This is a genomic window from Thalassobaculum sp. (assembly GCF_965223715.1).
Taxonomy (GTDB): Bacteria; Pseudomonadota; Alphaproteobacteria; order Thalassobaculales; family Thalassobaculaceae; genus Thalassobaculum.
This window is the reverse complement of the sequence record NZ_OZ245012.1, coordinates 2,841,055-2,856,157: the sequence shown is the minus strand read 5'-3', so window position 1 is coordinate 2,856,157 and position 15,103 is coordinate 2,841,055. Positions and strand designations below refer to the sequence as shown.

Genomic DNA, 15,103 nt, shown 5'->3' with positions numbered 1-15,103 from the left:
GACCATCCCCAACTGGGGAGTACACCCGAAATCGATGAAGGAATGGTCAAGAACGCGCGCACCCGGTCCGAGGAACAACGGTTTACGGTGCAATGGCCCAATCCGCGCGGACGGGGTCGCCCGTTGACATGGGGGCAAAGCTCTCTAATGTCCGCTGCGGGCCGCCGCTCCCCAACGAGCGGTAACATTGAAGGATGAAGCCATGAAGCCGCAGCAGCTGCCGCGGGTGCCATTGTTCTCATCCGGACCGTGTGCAAAGCGACCCGGATGGGGCCCCGCTGTTCTCTCTGACGCCGCCCTTGGGCGGTCTCACCGTTCCAAGATCGGTAAAGCCAAACTGGGCGACGTGATCGACCGGTCGCGCAAGATCCTGGGCATTCCCGACGATTACCGCATCGGCATCGTGCCGGCCTCCGACACCGGGGCCGTCGAGATGGTCCTGTGGTCCATGCTCGGCGCCCGGGGTGTCGACATGCTGGCCTGGGAAAGCTTCGGCAGCGGCTGGGTCACCGATGTGACCAAGCAGCTCAAGCTCGACGACGTGCGCGTGCTGGAAGCGCCCTATGGCGAGATCGTCGACCTGAGCCAGGTCGATTTCTCCCGCGACGTGGTCTTCACCTGGAACGGCACCACCTCCGGCGTGCGCGTGCCGAATGGCGACTGGATTCCGGCCGACCGTGACGGACTGACGATCTGCGACGCGACCTCCGCGGCCTTCGCCATGGACCTCGCCTGGGACAAGCTCGACGTGGTCACCTGGTCCTGGCAGAAGGTGCTGGGCGGCGAGGCGGCCCATGGCATGCTGGTGCTGAGCCCGCGGGCCGTCGAGCGGCTGGAGAGCTACACCCCGCCCTGGCCGATGCCGAAGCTGTTCCGCATGACCAAGGGCGGCAAGCTGAACGAAGGCATCTTCAAGGGCGAGACGATCAACACCCCGTCCATGCTGGCGGTGGAAGATGCGATCGACACCCTGGCCTGGGCTGAGGAGATCGGCGGGCTGCCGGTGCTCAAGAAGCGGTGCGAGACCAACCTCGCGGCGATCGAGACATGGGCCGCAGGGTCCGGCTGGGCCGGGTTCCTGGCGGCCGACAAGTCGATCCGCTCCTGCACCTCCATCTGCCTGTCGATCATCGATCCGGCGTTCCAGTCTCTGTCCGACGAGGATCAGGCGGCGGTCGCCAAGAAGATCGCCACCCTGGTGGAGGCCGAAGGCGCCGGCTACGACATCGCCGGCTACCGCGACGCACCGCCGGGTCTTCGGATCTGGGGCGGGGCGACGGTGGAGACCGCCGATATCGAGGCGCTGCTTCCCTGGCTCGACTGGGCCTGGGGCGAGGTGAAGTCCGAGATCGCGAAAGCGGCCTAGGACACCTTTCCCTTCGTGTCAGCCACTGGGTCCCGGCCCGGCCCCGGATCAATCCCGGATTAAATCCGGGACGGGCCCGGCCGGGATGACGGCGTATCGGTCGTTAATTCTCTCGACGTCATCCCGGGAGACCCCGGACTTGCTCCGGGGTCTGCCCGGGACCCAGCGGCGCTCTCCAAATCCGAGGTCCGGTCACCAGACCGCGGCCCTATCAATGGGAGACCCCCATGCCCAAGGTTCTGATTTCCGACAAGCTGAGCGAGCAGGCGGTTGAGATCTTCCGCGCCCGCGGCATCGAGACCGACTTCCGTCCCGGCCTGCCAGCCGACGAGTTGCTCTCGATCATCGGCGACTATGACGGCCTCGCCGTCCGTTCCGCCACCAAGGTCACCGCCGAGGTGCTGGCCAAGGCGACCAACCTGAAGGTCGTCGGCCGCGCCGGCATCGGCGTCGACAATGTGGACACCAAGGCCGCCACTGAACTCGGCGTGGTCGTGATGAACACGCCTTATGGCAACGCCGTCACGACGGCCGAGCATGCCATCGCCATGATGTTCGCGCTCGCCCGCCAGATCCCCCAGGCCGATGCCTCGACCCAGGCCGGCAAGTGGGAGAAGTCCAAGTTCATGGGCGTCGAGCTGACTGGCAAGACGCTGGGTCTGGTCGGCTGCGGCAATATCGGCTCCATCGTGGCCGACCGGGGCCGCGGCCTGCGGATGCGGGTCATCGCCTATGATCCATATCTGTCGGAGCAGCGCGCGATCGAGCTTGGCGTGCGCAAGGTTGATCTGGAGGAGCTGTTCGCCGAGGCGGACATCATCTCCCTGCACACCCCGCTGACCGACAGCACCCGAGGCATCATCAATGCCGAGGCGCTTGCGGTGATGAAGAAGGGCGTGCGGATCGTGAACTGCGCCCGGGGTGGGCTCGTCGTCGAGGAGGACCTTCGCGCGGCCCTGGATTCCGGGCACGTGGCCGGGGCCGCCTTCGACGTGTTCGTGGCAGAGCCGGCCAAGGAGAACGTCCTCTTCGGTCACCCCAACGTGGTCTGCACGCCGCATCTGGGTGCTGCCACCTCGGAAGCCCAGGAGAAGGTGGCGCTGCAGATCGCTGAGCAGATGAGCGACTACCTGCTGACCGGGGCGGTGAGCAACGCCATCAACGTGCCCTCGGTGACCGCCGAGGAGGCGCCGATCCTGCGGCCATACATGCGGCTGGCGGAGTTGATGGGCTCGTTCTGCGGCCAGCTCACCCGGTCGGCGATCCGCTCGATCCAGATCGAGCTGGAAGGGCATGCCGCGGAACTGAACGCCGACCCGATCAAGGCGGCGGCCATCACCGGTGTTCTGCGCTCCCAGGTCGACAGCGTGAACATGGTCAATGCCCCGACCATGGCCGCCCAGCGCGGGATTGACATCAGCGTGACCCGGCACGACCGGGAACCGGACTATCAGACGCTGCTGCGTGTGACCGTGACCACGGAGACCCGCACCCGCGAGGTGGTCGGAACGCTCATCGGTGGCGACAAGCCGCGCCTGGTCGGCGTGCAGGGCATCGGAGTCGAGGCGGATTTCGCGCCGCGGATGCTCTATGTCCGCAACTACGACAAGCCGGGCTTCATCGGGGCGCTGGGCTCGATGCTGGGCGAGGCCGGGGTGAACATCGCCACCTTCCATCTCGGGCGCCGGGAGTCTGGCGGCGAGGCGATCGCGCTGGTCGAGGTGGACCAGCGGGTCGACGATGCCGTTCTCGCCTCGGTGAAGGCGCTGCCCCAGGTCGTGCGGGTGGATGCCCTTTCCTTTTGACCATTGATATGGGCCGACCCGGCAGCGCCCACCGCTCCGCCGGGTCGGCAATGCCCAATGACCACCCTTAAAGTGGCACGGTCTCCTCCGTCGTCCATTCGGACCTGATCGGCGATCCGCTTATCCTATCGTTCATGACGCCCCGGGATCTCGCACCAGGCTCGCCGCCCGCTGCGTCACAAGTCTGCCTGTTTAGGGTGATCGTTCCATTCCAAATGAATAATATAATATTCATTTGGAATGCTGCAGCGCTTTTCTAAGAATACTCCTTTATCGGGAATTAAAATGCTAAAAAACGACTCTTGAGATAATAATTAATCTATATACTCTACCATAAAGTTTGCATGATCTCGGATGCCTGATGTCGCCTTCCTGGCGACCTCTATCGTAGGGCAGACGCCAGATGGATGGCCGACACGCACCGATCGCCGATCAGGTAGGGGCACCCGCCGAGTGGGGGGCATGTCAGTCCGCGTTGCACTCGGCAGGCGCCGTCTCCTCAAGAAAATCAGTTATTTCCTCGAGGTTTAGGGGTGGAGAAGTTCTTTTCCTGGACCCCGATGTTGAGAATGCTGCGGGCCTGCTCGCAGGGTTGCGTCGCGGCATCGAACGCGTGTGGCTGCCTCGAACCGGCGACGGGCTGGCCGCCATGGCACAGGCCATGGCGGGACGCCGATCCGTCGGCGCGATCCACATCCTCTCCCACGGTCACCCGGGCGCGCTTAAGTTGTGCGGAGCGACCGTCGATCAGGCCCAGCTGACAGCCCGGCGACACGATCTGCAGCACATCAGGGCCAGCCTCGACACTGGGGCCGAAGTGTTGATCTACGGCTGTTCGGTGGCAAAGGGTGACGTTGGGGCCGCCTTTCTGGCGGCTCTGGCCCGGGAGCTTGGCTGCCCCGTGCGGGGCTGTGACCGACCGGTCGGCGGGTCGGCGCTCGGCGGCGCTTGGCCTCAGACCTTTGCCGTTCCCCTGGCGTTCGGGCCTGAAGCCCGCGACGCCTATCCGGCACTCCTGACGACGGAGCGGTTTCCGGACGCCTCTGCCTTTCGAGTCTACTCGACGCTCACGCCTTATGAGGAAGGGAGCGTGTCGGTGCGGCTCGACCGGTCTGACTTTGCGGCCCCTTTGGTGTCGTCGCTTGGCGGACGCCTGGATGCGCCGATCCCCGCGTACAATATCGACCTCATCCCACCGCGAACCCTCGCCCCGCCGGATCTGGTCGCGACGAGTGATCTCGGCATGTCGTCGAGCGACAACGTCACCAGTTCGCTGACCCAGGAATTCACCGGATCGGCGGAGACCGGTGACATTGTCAGCATCCTGGTCGGCGGCGTGACGGCGAACACGGTCACCGCTGTCGGTGGTTCCTGGACCTATACCCACACCCTGACGGCCGGGTCCTACGCCATCACGGTTCAGGCAACCGACGCCGCCGGAAATGTCGGCGCCCGCTCCTCCGCATTGGGACTTGTCATCGACACCTGGGCGCCGCCAGTGGCGCTTAAGCCGGACTTAGTCGCCGCAAGCGACAGCGGATCGAGTTCGACCGATAATGTCACCAACTCGGCCCAGCCAACGATTTCAGGATTGGGTGGATCGCCAGATGGGCTCGTTCACGTGTTGGTCAATGGCATCACGGTGGGAAGCGCGCCGGCCGACATTCTGGGCAACTGGGCTTACACATTCACCAGCCCTCTACCCGAGGGGGCCAATGTCATCACCGCCGTTGCTAGCGACGTGGCGGGCAACAATGCGGCGCCTAGCGCCGGTTTCACGGTCGTGGTCGACACGACCGCACCCGTCCTGGCAGCACCTGACCTGCTTGCCGAGTCGGATACGGGGATCTCGTCCACCGACAACATCACGAGTTCACGGATCCACCATCTCACCGGTTCGGCTGCCGACGGCGATGTGATCCGTATTCTCGTCGACGGGCGGACCGCCAACGCCGTGACCGCCCATGGCGGGTCGTGGTCCTACACCCATACACTTGGTCCGGGAAGCTACGAGATCGCCGTTCAGGGTCGGGATCTTGCCGGCAACGTCGGCGCCGTCTCGCCGACTCTCAGTCTCACGGTCGACACCACCGCACCGGGCATGCTCGACGCCCCGGACCTGCTCGCTGCCAGCGACACCGGCGTCTCGTCCATCGACAACATCACGCGCTCGACCACGCAGCAGCTTTCCGGCAACGCCACGAGCGGTGACCTCGTGAGCATTCTTGTCGACGGAACCACCGTGAACACGGTGACCGCGGCAGACGGCGTCTGGTCCTCCACCCACGCGCTTGGCGACGGCACCTACGAGATCGCGGTGCAGGCGACAGACCCGGCGGGCAATACAGGACCGGTATCCCCGACTCTCTCGCTCACGGTGGACACGACGGCACCCGCGGACGCGCCCGCTCAGCCGGACCTGCTTGCGGCAAGCGATAGCGGTGCCAGCGCCACGGACGATCTCACCTCCACCGTACGCCCGACAATCACCGGGACCGGGGCAGTGCCGGACGGATTGTTGCGAATTCTGCTCGACGGTGGCGAGGTCGGCGTCGTGACGGCGAATGCCGGCGGCGAATGGACCTTCACCTTCACTCAGGCCATCTCCGATGGAACCCATACCGTCACGGCTGTGTCGGAGGACCTGGCAGGCAATGGCAGTCCGGCCAGTGCCGGACTTAGCCTGCAGATCGATACCACCGCAGCAGCCCCGGGGCTGCCGGATCTACACGCCGCCAGCGATACCGGGCTCAGCAGCGATGACAACATCACCACCGTTGCGAACCCGACGATCCAGGGAGCCGGGGTGGAGGCTGGCGCACGGGTTCATATCCTTGACGACGGCGTCACGGTGGGCAGCGTGACTGCCACCGAGGCCGGGGCCTGGAGCTACACCTTTGCCTCCAACCTGTCGGAGGGCACCAACGCCATCACGGTGGTCCAGACCGATCTGGCGGGCAATGTCAGTTCGGCATCCGCGGCGCTGGCAATTACTGTGGATACCTCGCCTCCGGGCCCCCTGGCGGTTCCGGACCTGTCGGCGGAGAGTGACACGGGCGTCTCGTCCTCGGATGACATCACGTCCGCAACCCGCCAGGTTCTGGCTGGATCGGCGGATCCGGGCGATCGGGTTCATGTCATCGTCGACGGGGTGACGAGCGGAACGGTGGTCGCGGTGGACGGCTCGTGGTCCTACGCGCTGAGCTTGACAGAGGGAAGTTACGCGATTTCGCTCGGCGTGACCGATGCGGTCGGTAATGTCGGTCCCGCCTCCGGCAGCCTCGGTCTCGTCGTCGATACGACCGCTCCGGCAGCATCGGGTCCGCCCGACCTGCTGGCCTCCAGCGACCGGGGCAGCAGCGACAGCGACAACCTGACCAGTCTCGCGACTCCGACCTTCACCGGCACAGGCGCGGTGGCGAACGCGCGGGTCCATGTCCTTGTCGATGGGACGACCGTGGGCTCGACCGTGGCCGGTGCCGGGGGTGCATGGACCTTTGTCTTCTCCGATGCGCTGACAGCCGGGTCCCACACCATCTCCGCTGTGGCGGAGGATCTGGCCGGGAACGAGGCTGCGGCCAGCCAGTCGCTGACTGTCGAGATCGACCTCACCGCACCTGCCGCACCCGGCTCAGCCGCCACCCCGGACCTGCTTGCCGCGAGCGATGACGGCGCCAGCGGTACGGACAATGTCACGACGGTCTCCACCCCCGGCTTCTCCGGAACCAGTCTGACGGGCTCGACGATGCATGCCCTGCTCGCGAACGGGGTCACCATCGCTCATTTCGTCAGCCAGGCGGACGGCACCTATCAGGTGACCGCGAGCTCTCTGGCGCCGGGGAGCTATGCCATCACCGTGCAGGAGCTCGATGCCGCGGGCAATGCCTCGGCGGATTCCGCGGCGCTGAATCTGACCATCGCCGCGCCCCCGGTCAGCGGCGGCGGTGGGTCGGGGGGTAACAGCGGGGGTGGGGGTGGTGGCGTCGTGACGCCGCCAGCACCTCCGCCACCCGTCACCCCGACGCCCGTTCCGGCAACCACGAACACGACGACGGTCACGACGACCTCCAGTGGCGGGGTGACGGTGACCACCCAGACACAGACGATCCAGAATCCCTCCGCTACCGGCACTGCGTCGGCCGCCATCGTTCAAAGCGCCGGATCGGGTGGAAACGCGGTCACCGCCACCCTGCCTGCCCAGACCTCGATCATCGCGGAAGGCCCAAGCTCGGCGCAGACACCCGGCGACGCCCTGTCCACGCTGATCGCGGCGGCTGAGGCACGTCAGAGCGGGGGCGGCACCGAAATGGCCGCGGGTCTGAGGACCTTCATGAGCCGGCTGGAAGTGACCGCGGTGCTGGACGTCCGGACCATCATCCCCACCACCACATCGACCAGCCTCTCCACCCCCATCGTCATCACCGGGACGCCATCGGCCAATGGGGGCACGTCCGAGGCCTTCGTCATCGATGTCAGGTCCTTGCCCACGGGCTCGACCCTGCAGCTCGACAATATCGAGTTCGCCAGCATCATCGGATCGGCCACGGTCAATGGCGGGGGCGGCAACAACTTCGCGACCGGGGACAGTGCCTCCCAGTTCATCTCTCTGGGCGAGGGCGACGACACCCTGCTCGGCGGCGACGGGGACGATACGATCGGCTCCGGCACCGGCGACGACAGCCTCGACGGGGAAGGGGGGAACGACAGGGTGTTCGGCGGCCTGGGCAACGATACCGTGATCGGCAGCGCCGGGGGTGATGTGGTCTACGGCAACCAGCAGGCCGACGTGCTCTATGGCAACCTGGGCAGCGACACGCTGTTCGGCGGTCAGGATGCCGATACGCTGTTCGGAGGCCGCGACGGCGATCTCCTGTATGGCAATGTCGCGTCCGACAGCTTGTCCGGTCAGGTCGGGGAGGACACCCTGTACGGCGGGCAGGGGGACGATCTGATCAGGGGTGGCGACGGGAACGACCGCCTGCTCGGCAACCGTCATAACGATACCCTGTCCGGCGGCAGCGGCGAGGATTCGCTGTCGGGAGGGGCCGATGCCGACGTTCTTCACGGCGGCACGGGCGACGATCGTCTGGACGGGGGCGACGGGGACGACACGCTCTATGGCGGTGCGGCCGGCGGAACGATGGGGATCGACGTGCTCGATGGCGGTGCCGGCAACGATGTGCTCGTCGGCGGGGCCGGGGTGGACTGGATCTATACCGGAACCGGCAGGGACGCGGTCTATATCGAGGCGTCGAACGGGTTCGACGTCATCGTGGATTTTGATGCCGGGGCCGGTGACGTGGTTCACATCGCGATCAACGTGAACGGCTCGGGTCTGGTCAGCTTCGCCGCGATCCGGGCGGCGTCACGGGACAATACGGACGGTGAGGTGGAGATCGATCTCGGCAGCAACAACTACGTGCGGATCATGGGCATGACCACCGCACAGCTCACCTCCGACATGTTCCAGTTCTTCTGATGCGCCAGGTTGGGCCGGGCGAGCGCGTCAGCGGCCTTCCTGGATCAGCGTCAACAGGCCGAGCCGCTCGCCGGTATCGGCGTCGAGCAGCAGGATCGCCGTGCCGCCGCCGGACAGCACCAGCCGGACCACCAGCCGACGTCCATCCGACTGAACATCGACCACGCGGGATCTCGCCGGGATCGCCACGTCCAGCGCACCCGGCGCACCCAGGGCCGCACTGACAGCGGCCGTCGATACGGGTGTGGGGGTCGGTGTGTCCTCACCCGCCCCCGACAGGCGCTTGGCGATGGTCACGCCGATCACCGCCAGCCCGACCACGATCATGATCCCCATGACCACGCTGGCGATCTTGACCACCCCGAGATAGGGCACTTCACGCCGCTTCTCGCCGGAAGGGCCTTCGCCTATGGTGCCGCTCATGAGCGATGATCCCATCCTGTCTGAGGCCGACGACTTTGCGTCGGATGCCGAGTTAGTTTTGGTCGAAGCCTCCGGCGACGCGTTGGCGGCGGTGCCTGCCGATCGAATAGACCGCTGGCTCGCCGGCGCGGTCGAGCGCCTGGAGGACGCGCCGCTGCTGTCCCGGTCCCGGCTGAAGTCCTTGATACAGCAGGGAAATGTCAGCGACGGCACCACGACGATAACCGACCCCTCGGCGGCGGTCAAACCGGGGGCGCAGTACCGCATTACCCTGCCGCCGCCGGAGGCCGCCGAGCCGGAGGCCCAGGACCTGCCGCTGACCGTGATGTTCGAGGATTCCGAGCTGATCGTGATCGACAAGCCGGCCGGGATGACGGTCCACCCCGCTCCGGGATCGCCGCGCGACACTCTGGTCAATGCACTGATCGCCCATTGCGGCGACAGCCTGTCCGGCATCGGCGGGGTGCGCCGGCCGGGGATCGTCCATCGGATCGACAAGGACACCTCGGGCCTGCTGGTGGTGGCCAAGACCGACCGGGCACATGCGGCGTTGGCGGCCCGTTTCGCCGCCCACGACATCGACCGCGCCTACCGGGCGGTCTGTTTCGGCCATCCGGTGCCGCCGGCGGGGACGATCGATGCGCCGATCGGGCGCCACCCCAAGGACCGCAAGCGCATGGCCGTGGTGAGCGAGTTCAAGGGCCGCTATGCCGTCACCCATTACCGCTCGCTGGAACGTCCGGAAGGCGCGGCGCTGCTGGAGTGCCGTCTGGAGACGGGCCGGACGCATCAGATCCGGGTCCATCTGAGCCATATCGGCCATCCGCTGATCGGTGATCCTGTCTACGGACGCGGCCACGGGGGCCGGGTGTCGCGGATTCCGGCTGGCGCGCGCGAGGCCGTGCGCCATTTCCCGCGCCAGGCGCTGCACGCTGCAACCCTCGGCTTCGACCATCCGGTCACCGGCGAACCGCTGAGCTTCGAGAGCCCGCTGCCTCAGGATCTCATCACGCTTCTGAGAGCGCTTCGGGCGTCCTGACGGTTTGCCTTCAAATTGCCATCAGAGACCCTAAATATAAGCTCTGCGGGAACGATCCCTCGTGCCCTTTGTTCTCTTATAGCGACGTAGATTTAGAAGTCCGAACCGGAAGGAAAACCGCATGGCGTCGAGCGGCAACACACTGCCCACGATCAGCGTCGAAGGCAATCTGTCACGGTATCTGCAGGAGATCCGCAAGTTTCCGATGCTCGAGCCGGAGGAGGAGTACATCCTCGCCAAGAACTGGCGCGAGCAGGGCGACACGGACGCGGCCCACAAGCTGGTCACCAGCCACCTGCGTCTCGTCGCCAAGATCGCCATGGGCTACCGCGGCTACGGCCTGCCGGTCGCCGAGCTGATCTCCGAGGGCAATGTCGGCATGATGCAGGCGGTCAAGCGCTTCGATCCGGAGCGCGGCTTCCGCCTGGCGACCTATGCCATGTGGTGGATCCGCGCCTCGATACAGGAATATATCCTGCACTCCTGGTCGTTGGTGAAGATGGGCACCACCGCGGCCCAGAAGAAGCTGTTCTTCAACCTGCGCAAGCTGAAGGGCCAGATGCAGGCGATCGAGGATGGCGACCTGTCGCCGGACAAGGTCACCGCCATCGCCGAGCGGCTGGACGTGACCGAGGCCGACGTCATCTCGATGAACCGACGCCTGGCCAGCCCGGACCATTCGCTGAACGCGCCTCTGCGCGTAGACGGCGAGGGCGAGTGGCAGGACTGGCTGGTCGATGACGACCAGGTCAGCCAGGAGACCCGTCTGGCCGAGGATGAGGAGCTGCAGAAGCGGCGCCTGCTCTTGAACAAGGCGATGGAGACCCTGAACGACCGCGAGCGCCACATCCTGACCGAACGCCGCCTGCGCGACGATCCGACCACCTTGGAGGATCTGAGCCAGGAATACGGCATCAGCCGCGAGCGGGTCCGCCAGATCGAGGTGCGGGCCTTCGAGAAGCTGCAGAAGTCGATCAAGAACGCCGCGATGGAGCAGAAGCTCCTGCAGGACCGCGCCTGACGTCTGAAACCATGCGCGGGCGCGGAGAGCTACTCTTCGCGCCCGCCGCCGCTGCGGCCGCCTTTCTTGGCGGCCTCCTCGTCCCGGTCCGAACTGCCGGCCACGCCCGGCCCCCATTCCTCCACCAGATCCCGCTGGCGCCGCCGCAGCCGCTCGACCCGCTGGTCGGCGCGCATGGCGATGAACATGCCCACCAGCCCCGGCGCCACGAAATAGATCGCCCAGCCGATGGCGGCCGCCCCGAACATCACCAGCCAAGTGAAGGGTGAACTGATCACCTGGAACGCATGCTCGTAGGTATGGTCCTGGGTCCACAGCTCGATCAGGAACGGCAGGACGCCCGTGAAGTTCATGCAGCCGACGCAGAGGGTGGCGTATTTCTCGCGCCGCCGGTCGGTGAGCCAGGCCGCCATGGTCGGGGTCATGCCGACCACAAGCAGCATCATCGACGGCAGGAACATGACCGCGCCGCCGGCGACGAGCACGAACATGATGGTCTTGGTGGCGGCGGAACTGGCGGCGTTGGCACTCATCGGGCGCTAGGAGTCCTGGATCAGAAAGCGGGCGGCGGCACTACAGCATGAACATGACGATGATGGAGGTCGATCCCAGGCTCCCCACCACGCCCGAGGTGACGGCGGCGACCTGCTCCCCCAGCTCCGTCGCCATGTGTTCCCGGTTGTTGAGCTCCAGGGTGAGCTGCTCGATCTGTGCGCCGCAGTAACGGTGCTCCTGCTGCGCCTGGGCGTAACCGTGCTGGTCGCGCTGGATCGCCTTCTGGTCGGAATAGATCGCCTGCAGCTCCATCAGCATGCCTGTCTCCGCGGCACGGGCGACATTCGCCTCGATGGCCTTGCGCTGCTTGAGGTTGTGGAAGCTGTTGACCGCCGGCTCCATCAGGTCGGCGAACCAAGCGGCCAAGGTCGGCGCCGGGCCGTTCTTGCTCATCGTCTGGATCCGGCCGAGCAGGGAGAGGGCGGCGAGGATATGGTCGGTGCCGCCCTGGTTGTTGTTGGACAGCGCGCGCAGGTGACGCTCGTCGACATCGGCGGTGCGGGCGGCGGCGAAGGCGGCGATGTGCCGGTCCACCGGCAGGCGCGGCCGGTCCCGGCCCTTCGACGCCCCCTCCAGCGCCGGGATCAGCCGGTCGATCGTCGTCACGAAGAACGGTTCGATCAGGGGCGACTGGCAGTGCAGATGCTTGTTCAACTCGTACAGCACCCGCTCGATGCCATAGCCGATGCCCGTCATGTTCAGCGGCACGGGCAGCTTGTCGAACAGCCCGTACATCTCGTTCAGATCCGCGCGGTTGCGGGTCTGCAGCGACATCCAGGCGCCGATGAACTTGCCGTTGATGAAGTCGGCCACCTTCTGGCGGATATCCTCGCGGTCGAAGCCGATGGCCAGCGCCGTGCCGACGCCGTCCACATGGGCGCTGAATCCCTTGTGGCGCAGCGGGGCGGTGGGATCGAGGGCCATGCAGGCGCGGGTGACCAGACGGGGGTTCTCGCTGTCCGGGGTCTTGGCCAGGATCGCCTGGCTCCCCAGGGTCTTGTTCACGGCGTCGGTGACCCGCTCGTCGGTCAGGCTGCGGCGGATCCAGTTATCGAAATCCTGGCCGCGCACCACCTCGCCGGACACCAGCCAGTTGCGGCCCAGGCCATCGGCCACCGACCGCACATTGTCATGGTCGCGTCCGGCGATGTTGATCGGCCGCGCGGCCTTGGGCGGCAGCTTGGCCTGCTTCGGGGTCAGCCGTCTTCCGCCGATCCACAGCTCGACCTCGCGCACCGACCAGCGGTCCTTCGGGTCGTCGGCCAGCAGGCCGCGCAGCAGCTCGACCATGTTCATCTGGATGCGCGCGCCGCCGGTCAGGGCCGAGTAGGAGCTCATGGCGATCTTGCGTTCGACCACCTCGGTCGTCGACATGGCGTGCAGCGGGTTGCGGCCCAGCAGCAGGAAGATGACGCAGACGCCGATGGCGTAGAGGTCGTCGGAGACGCCGCCGCGGCCCCGCGCCTCGGGATCCGCCATGCCCTGCTCCAGGGTCTCGCAGAAGGCCGGGTTGTGCAGCCCGGGCGGCGCGGTCAGGGCGTCGCCCAGGATGATGTGGCGCTTGCCGGTGTCCGAATAGAACAGGTTGTCGGGCCGGATCGCGCGATGCGGCACGCCGCGGGCCGACATGTCTCGCAGGACTCCCATGGCGGGGGTGAGGAAGTTGCGGGTGATGACCTCGTCGCTCATCGGCTCGATGGTGTCGGAGACCTTCGAGGCGAGGCGTCCGCCCATCGGCTTCTCGTAGACCACCACGGCCAGCCGGCGGTTCAGCGGACGCCAGGTCACCACGCCCCATTCGACGAAGCGGATCAGCCCGGTCGTGGAGAAGCCCCGCATGGTCTCCAGGTCTTCATGGCGATGCGGGATGCGCGGATCGCAGGCATAGGCGACCAGCTCGCCCTGGCTCTCCCGCCGGGCCTTCGCCGCATAGGCGGCCGCGTTCTGGATGTTGAACTCAGGGAGCGGGCGATCGGCGTCGATCTCGACCCGCTCCTTGAGGACGATTGGCTCCGCCACGTCAGGGTCCTCCAGCCGCGCGAATCAGGGCGCGCGGCCGAAGTCTAGCATGCCGGTCCCCCAGGTCGAAGGCCTGCGCCTGCCGACGGTCACGGGGCTGGGATCAGTCGGCGAACGGGTCTTCCATCAGGATCGTGTCCTCGCGTTCCGGCGAGGTCGACAGCAGGGTGACCGGGGCGCCGATCAGCTCCTCCACCCGGCGGATATACTTGATCGCCGCGGCCGGGAGCTGGCCCCAGGAGCGCGCACCCTTGGTGCTCTCGCTCCAGCCATCAATCGTCTCGTAGATCGGCTTGACCCGCTGCTGGGCGCCCATGCCGGCGGGGAAGTAGTCGATTGTCTCGCCGTCCAGCTTGTAGCCGGTGCAGACCTTCAGCTCGGTCAGACCGTCCAGCACGTCCAGCTTGGTCAGGGCGATGCCGGTGATGCCGCCGGTGCGGACCGCCTGGCGGACCATCACGGCGTCGAACCAGCCGCAGCGCCGCGGACGGCCGGTGACCACGCCGAACTCGCGTCCGCGCTCGCCCAGCAGCTTGCCGATCTCGTCGGTCAGCTCGGTCGGGAACGGGCCTTCACCGACGCGGGTCGTGTAGGCCTTGGCGATGCCCAGCACGGTGCCGATCGAGGTCGGGCCGATGCCCGAGCCGGTGGCGGCCTGGCCGGCGACGGTGTTGGAGGAGGTCACGAACGGATAGGTGCCGTGATCGACGTCGAGCATCACCGCCTGGGCACCCTCGAACAGGATGCGCTTGCCGGCCCGGCGCGCAGCGTCGAGCCGCTCGGAGACCCGGCAGGCATAGGGCAGGATCTTCGGCGCGATCTCCATCAGCTCGGCGACCAGCGCGTCGGCGTCGATCTCCGGCTGGCCGAGGCCGCGCAGATAGGCGTTGTGGTGCTCCGCGAGATAGGCGGCCTTGGCCTTCACCGTCTCCGGCTCGGCTAGGTCGCCGACCCGGATGGCGCGGCGGCCGACCTTGTCCTCGTAGGCCGGGCCGATGCCGCGGCCGGTGGTGCCGATCTTCTTGTCGCCGCGCGCAGTCTCGCGCGCCTGGTCGAGCATCCGGTGCACCGGCAGGATCAGGACGGCGACCTCGGAGATCTGCAGATCCTCCGGGGACAGGATGATGCCCTGCTCCTCGACACGCTGCTTTTCGGCGACGAAGGCCCAGGGATCGACCACCACGCCGTTGCCGATCACCGACAGCTTGCCCTTGCGGACCACGCCGGAGGGCAGGAGGCTCAGCTTGAAGGTCTGGTTGCCGATGACCAGGGTATGACCGGCGTTGTGGCCGCCCTGGAACCGCACGACCACGTCGGCGCGCTCCGACAGCCAGTCGACGATCTTGCCTTTGCCCTCGTCACCCCACTGGGCGCCGATCACCGCGACATTGCTCAT

At 66.6% G+C, this 15,103-nt stretch carries 9 protein-coding genes; 5 read left to right on the top strand and 4 right to left on the bottom strand.

Annotated features, from left to right (window positions below):
- Positions 1-202: 202 nt before the first annotated feature.
- The 3 genes from ACOQOP_RS13125 (at position 203) to ACOQOP_RS13115 (ending at position 8,650) form a co-directional block, all read left to right on the top strand.
- Entirely contained in the window at positions 203-1,366 is a 1,164-nt protein-coding gene (locus ACOQOP_RS13125; protein ID WP_420562255.1) for a phosphoserine transaminase, read from the top strand.
- Positions 1,367-1,593: 227 nt separating this feature from the next.
- Entirely contained in the window at positions 1,594-3,171 is a 1,578-nt protein-coding gene (gene serA / locus ACOQOP_RS13120; RefSeq protein WP_420562254.1) for a phosphoglycerate dehydrogenase, read from the top strand.
- A gap of 403 nt (positions 3,172-3,574) precedes the next feature.
- Positions 3,575-8,650 (top strand): Ig-like domain-containing protein, encoded by a 5,076-nt coding sequence (locus tag ACOQOP_RS13115; protein ID WP_420562253.1) that lies wholly within the window; start codon positions 3,575-3,577, stop codon positions 8,648-8,650.
- A gap of 27 nt (positions 8,651-8,677) precedes the next feature.
- Here the strand turns inward: ACOQOP_RS13115 and ACOQOP_RS13110 are convergent, their stop codons facing one another.
- Entirely contained in the window at positions 8,678-9,073 is a 396-nt protein-coding gene (locus ACOQOP_RS13110; protein ID WP_420562252.1) for a hypothetical protein, read from the bottom strand.
- On the opposite strand from ACOQOP_RS13110, the gene ACOQOP_RS13105 reads away from it, so the two are divergent.
- A complete protein-coding gene (locus ACOQOP_RS13105; RefSeq protein ID WP_420562251.1) occupies positions 9,072-10,112 on the top strand; it encodes an RluA family pseudouridine synthase in 1,041 nt (346 codons plus the stop codon). The genes ACOQOP_RS13110 and ACOQOP_RS13105 overlap by 2 nt on opposite strands.
- A 121-nt stretch (positions 10,113-10,233) precedes the next feature.
- Positions 10,234-11,133 (top strand): RNA polymerase sigma factor RpoH, encoded by a 900-nt coding sequence (gene rpoH / locus ACOQOP_RS13100; RefSeq protein ID WP_420562250.1) that lies wholly within the window; start codon positions 10,234-10,236, stop codon positions 11,131-11,133.
- A 29-nt stretch (positions 11,134-11,162) separates the two neighbouring features.
- Here rpoH and ACOQOP_RS13095 read toward each other — a convergent pair whose 3' ends face one another.
- The 3 genes from ACOQOP_RS13095 to ACOQOP_RS13085 form a co-directional block, all read right to left on the bottom strand.
- A complete protein-coding gene (locus tag ACOQOP_RS13095; RefSeq protein WP_420562249.1) occupies positions 11,163-11,666 on the bottom strand; it encodes a hypothetical protein in 504 nt (167 codons plus the stop codon).
- Between the two features lie 40 nt (positions 11,667-11,706).
- Entirely contained in the window at positions 11,707-13,707 is a 2,001-nt protein-coding gene (locus ACOQOP_RS13090; protein WP_420562248.1) for a hypothetical protein, read from the bottom strand.
- A gap of 103 nt (positions 13,708-13,810) precedes the next feature.
- Positions 13,811-15,103 (bottom strand): adenylosuccinate synthase, encoded by a 1,293-nt coding sequence (locus tag ACOQOP_RS13085; protein WP_420562247.1) that lies wholly within the window; start codon positions 15,101-15,103, stop codon positions 13,811-13,813.

Excerpts from the sequence above, each read along its gene's own strand:
- ACOQOP_RS13125 (WP_420562255.1), top strand. The coding sequence starts at position 203 with ATGAAGCCGCAGCAGCTGCCGCGGGTGCCATTGTTCTCATCCGGACCG.
- serA (WP_420562254.1), top strand. The coding sequence starts at position 1,594 with ATGCCCAAGGTTCTGATTTCCGACAAGCTGAGCGAGCAGGCGGTTGAG.
- ACOQOP_RS13115 (WP_420562253.1), top strand. The coding sequence starts at position 3,575 with ATGGATGGCCGACACGCACCGATCGCCGATCAGGTAGGGGCACCCGCC.
- ACOQOP_RS13105 (WP_420562251.1), top strand. The coding sequence starts at position 9,072 with ATGAGCGATGATCCCATCCTGTCTGAGGCCGACGACTTTGCGTCGGAT.
- ACOQOP_RS13110 (WP_420562252.1), bottom strand. The coding sequence starts at position 9,073 with ATGAGCGGCACCATAGGCGAAGGCCCTTCCGGCGAGAAGCGGCGTGAA.
- rpoH (WP_420562250.1), top strand. The coding sequence starts at position 10,234 with ATGGCGTCGAGCGGCAACACACTGCCCACGATCAGCGTCGAAGGCAAT.
- ACOQOP_RS13095 (WP_420562249.1), bottom strand. The coding sequence starts at position 11,666 with ATGAGTGCCAACGCCGCCAGTTCCGCCGCCACCAAGACCATCATGTTC.
- ACOQOP_RS13085 (WP_420562247.1), bottom strand. The coding sequence starts at position 15,103 with ATGAGCAATGTCGCGGTGATCGGCGCCCAGTGGGGTGACGAGGGCAAA.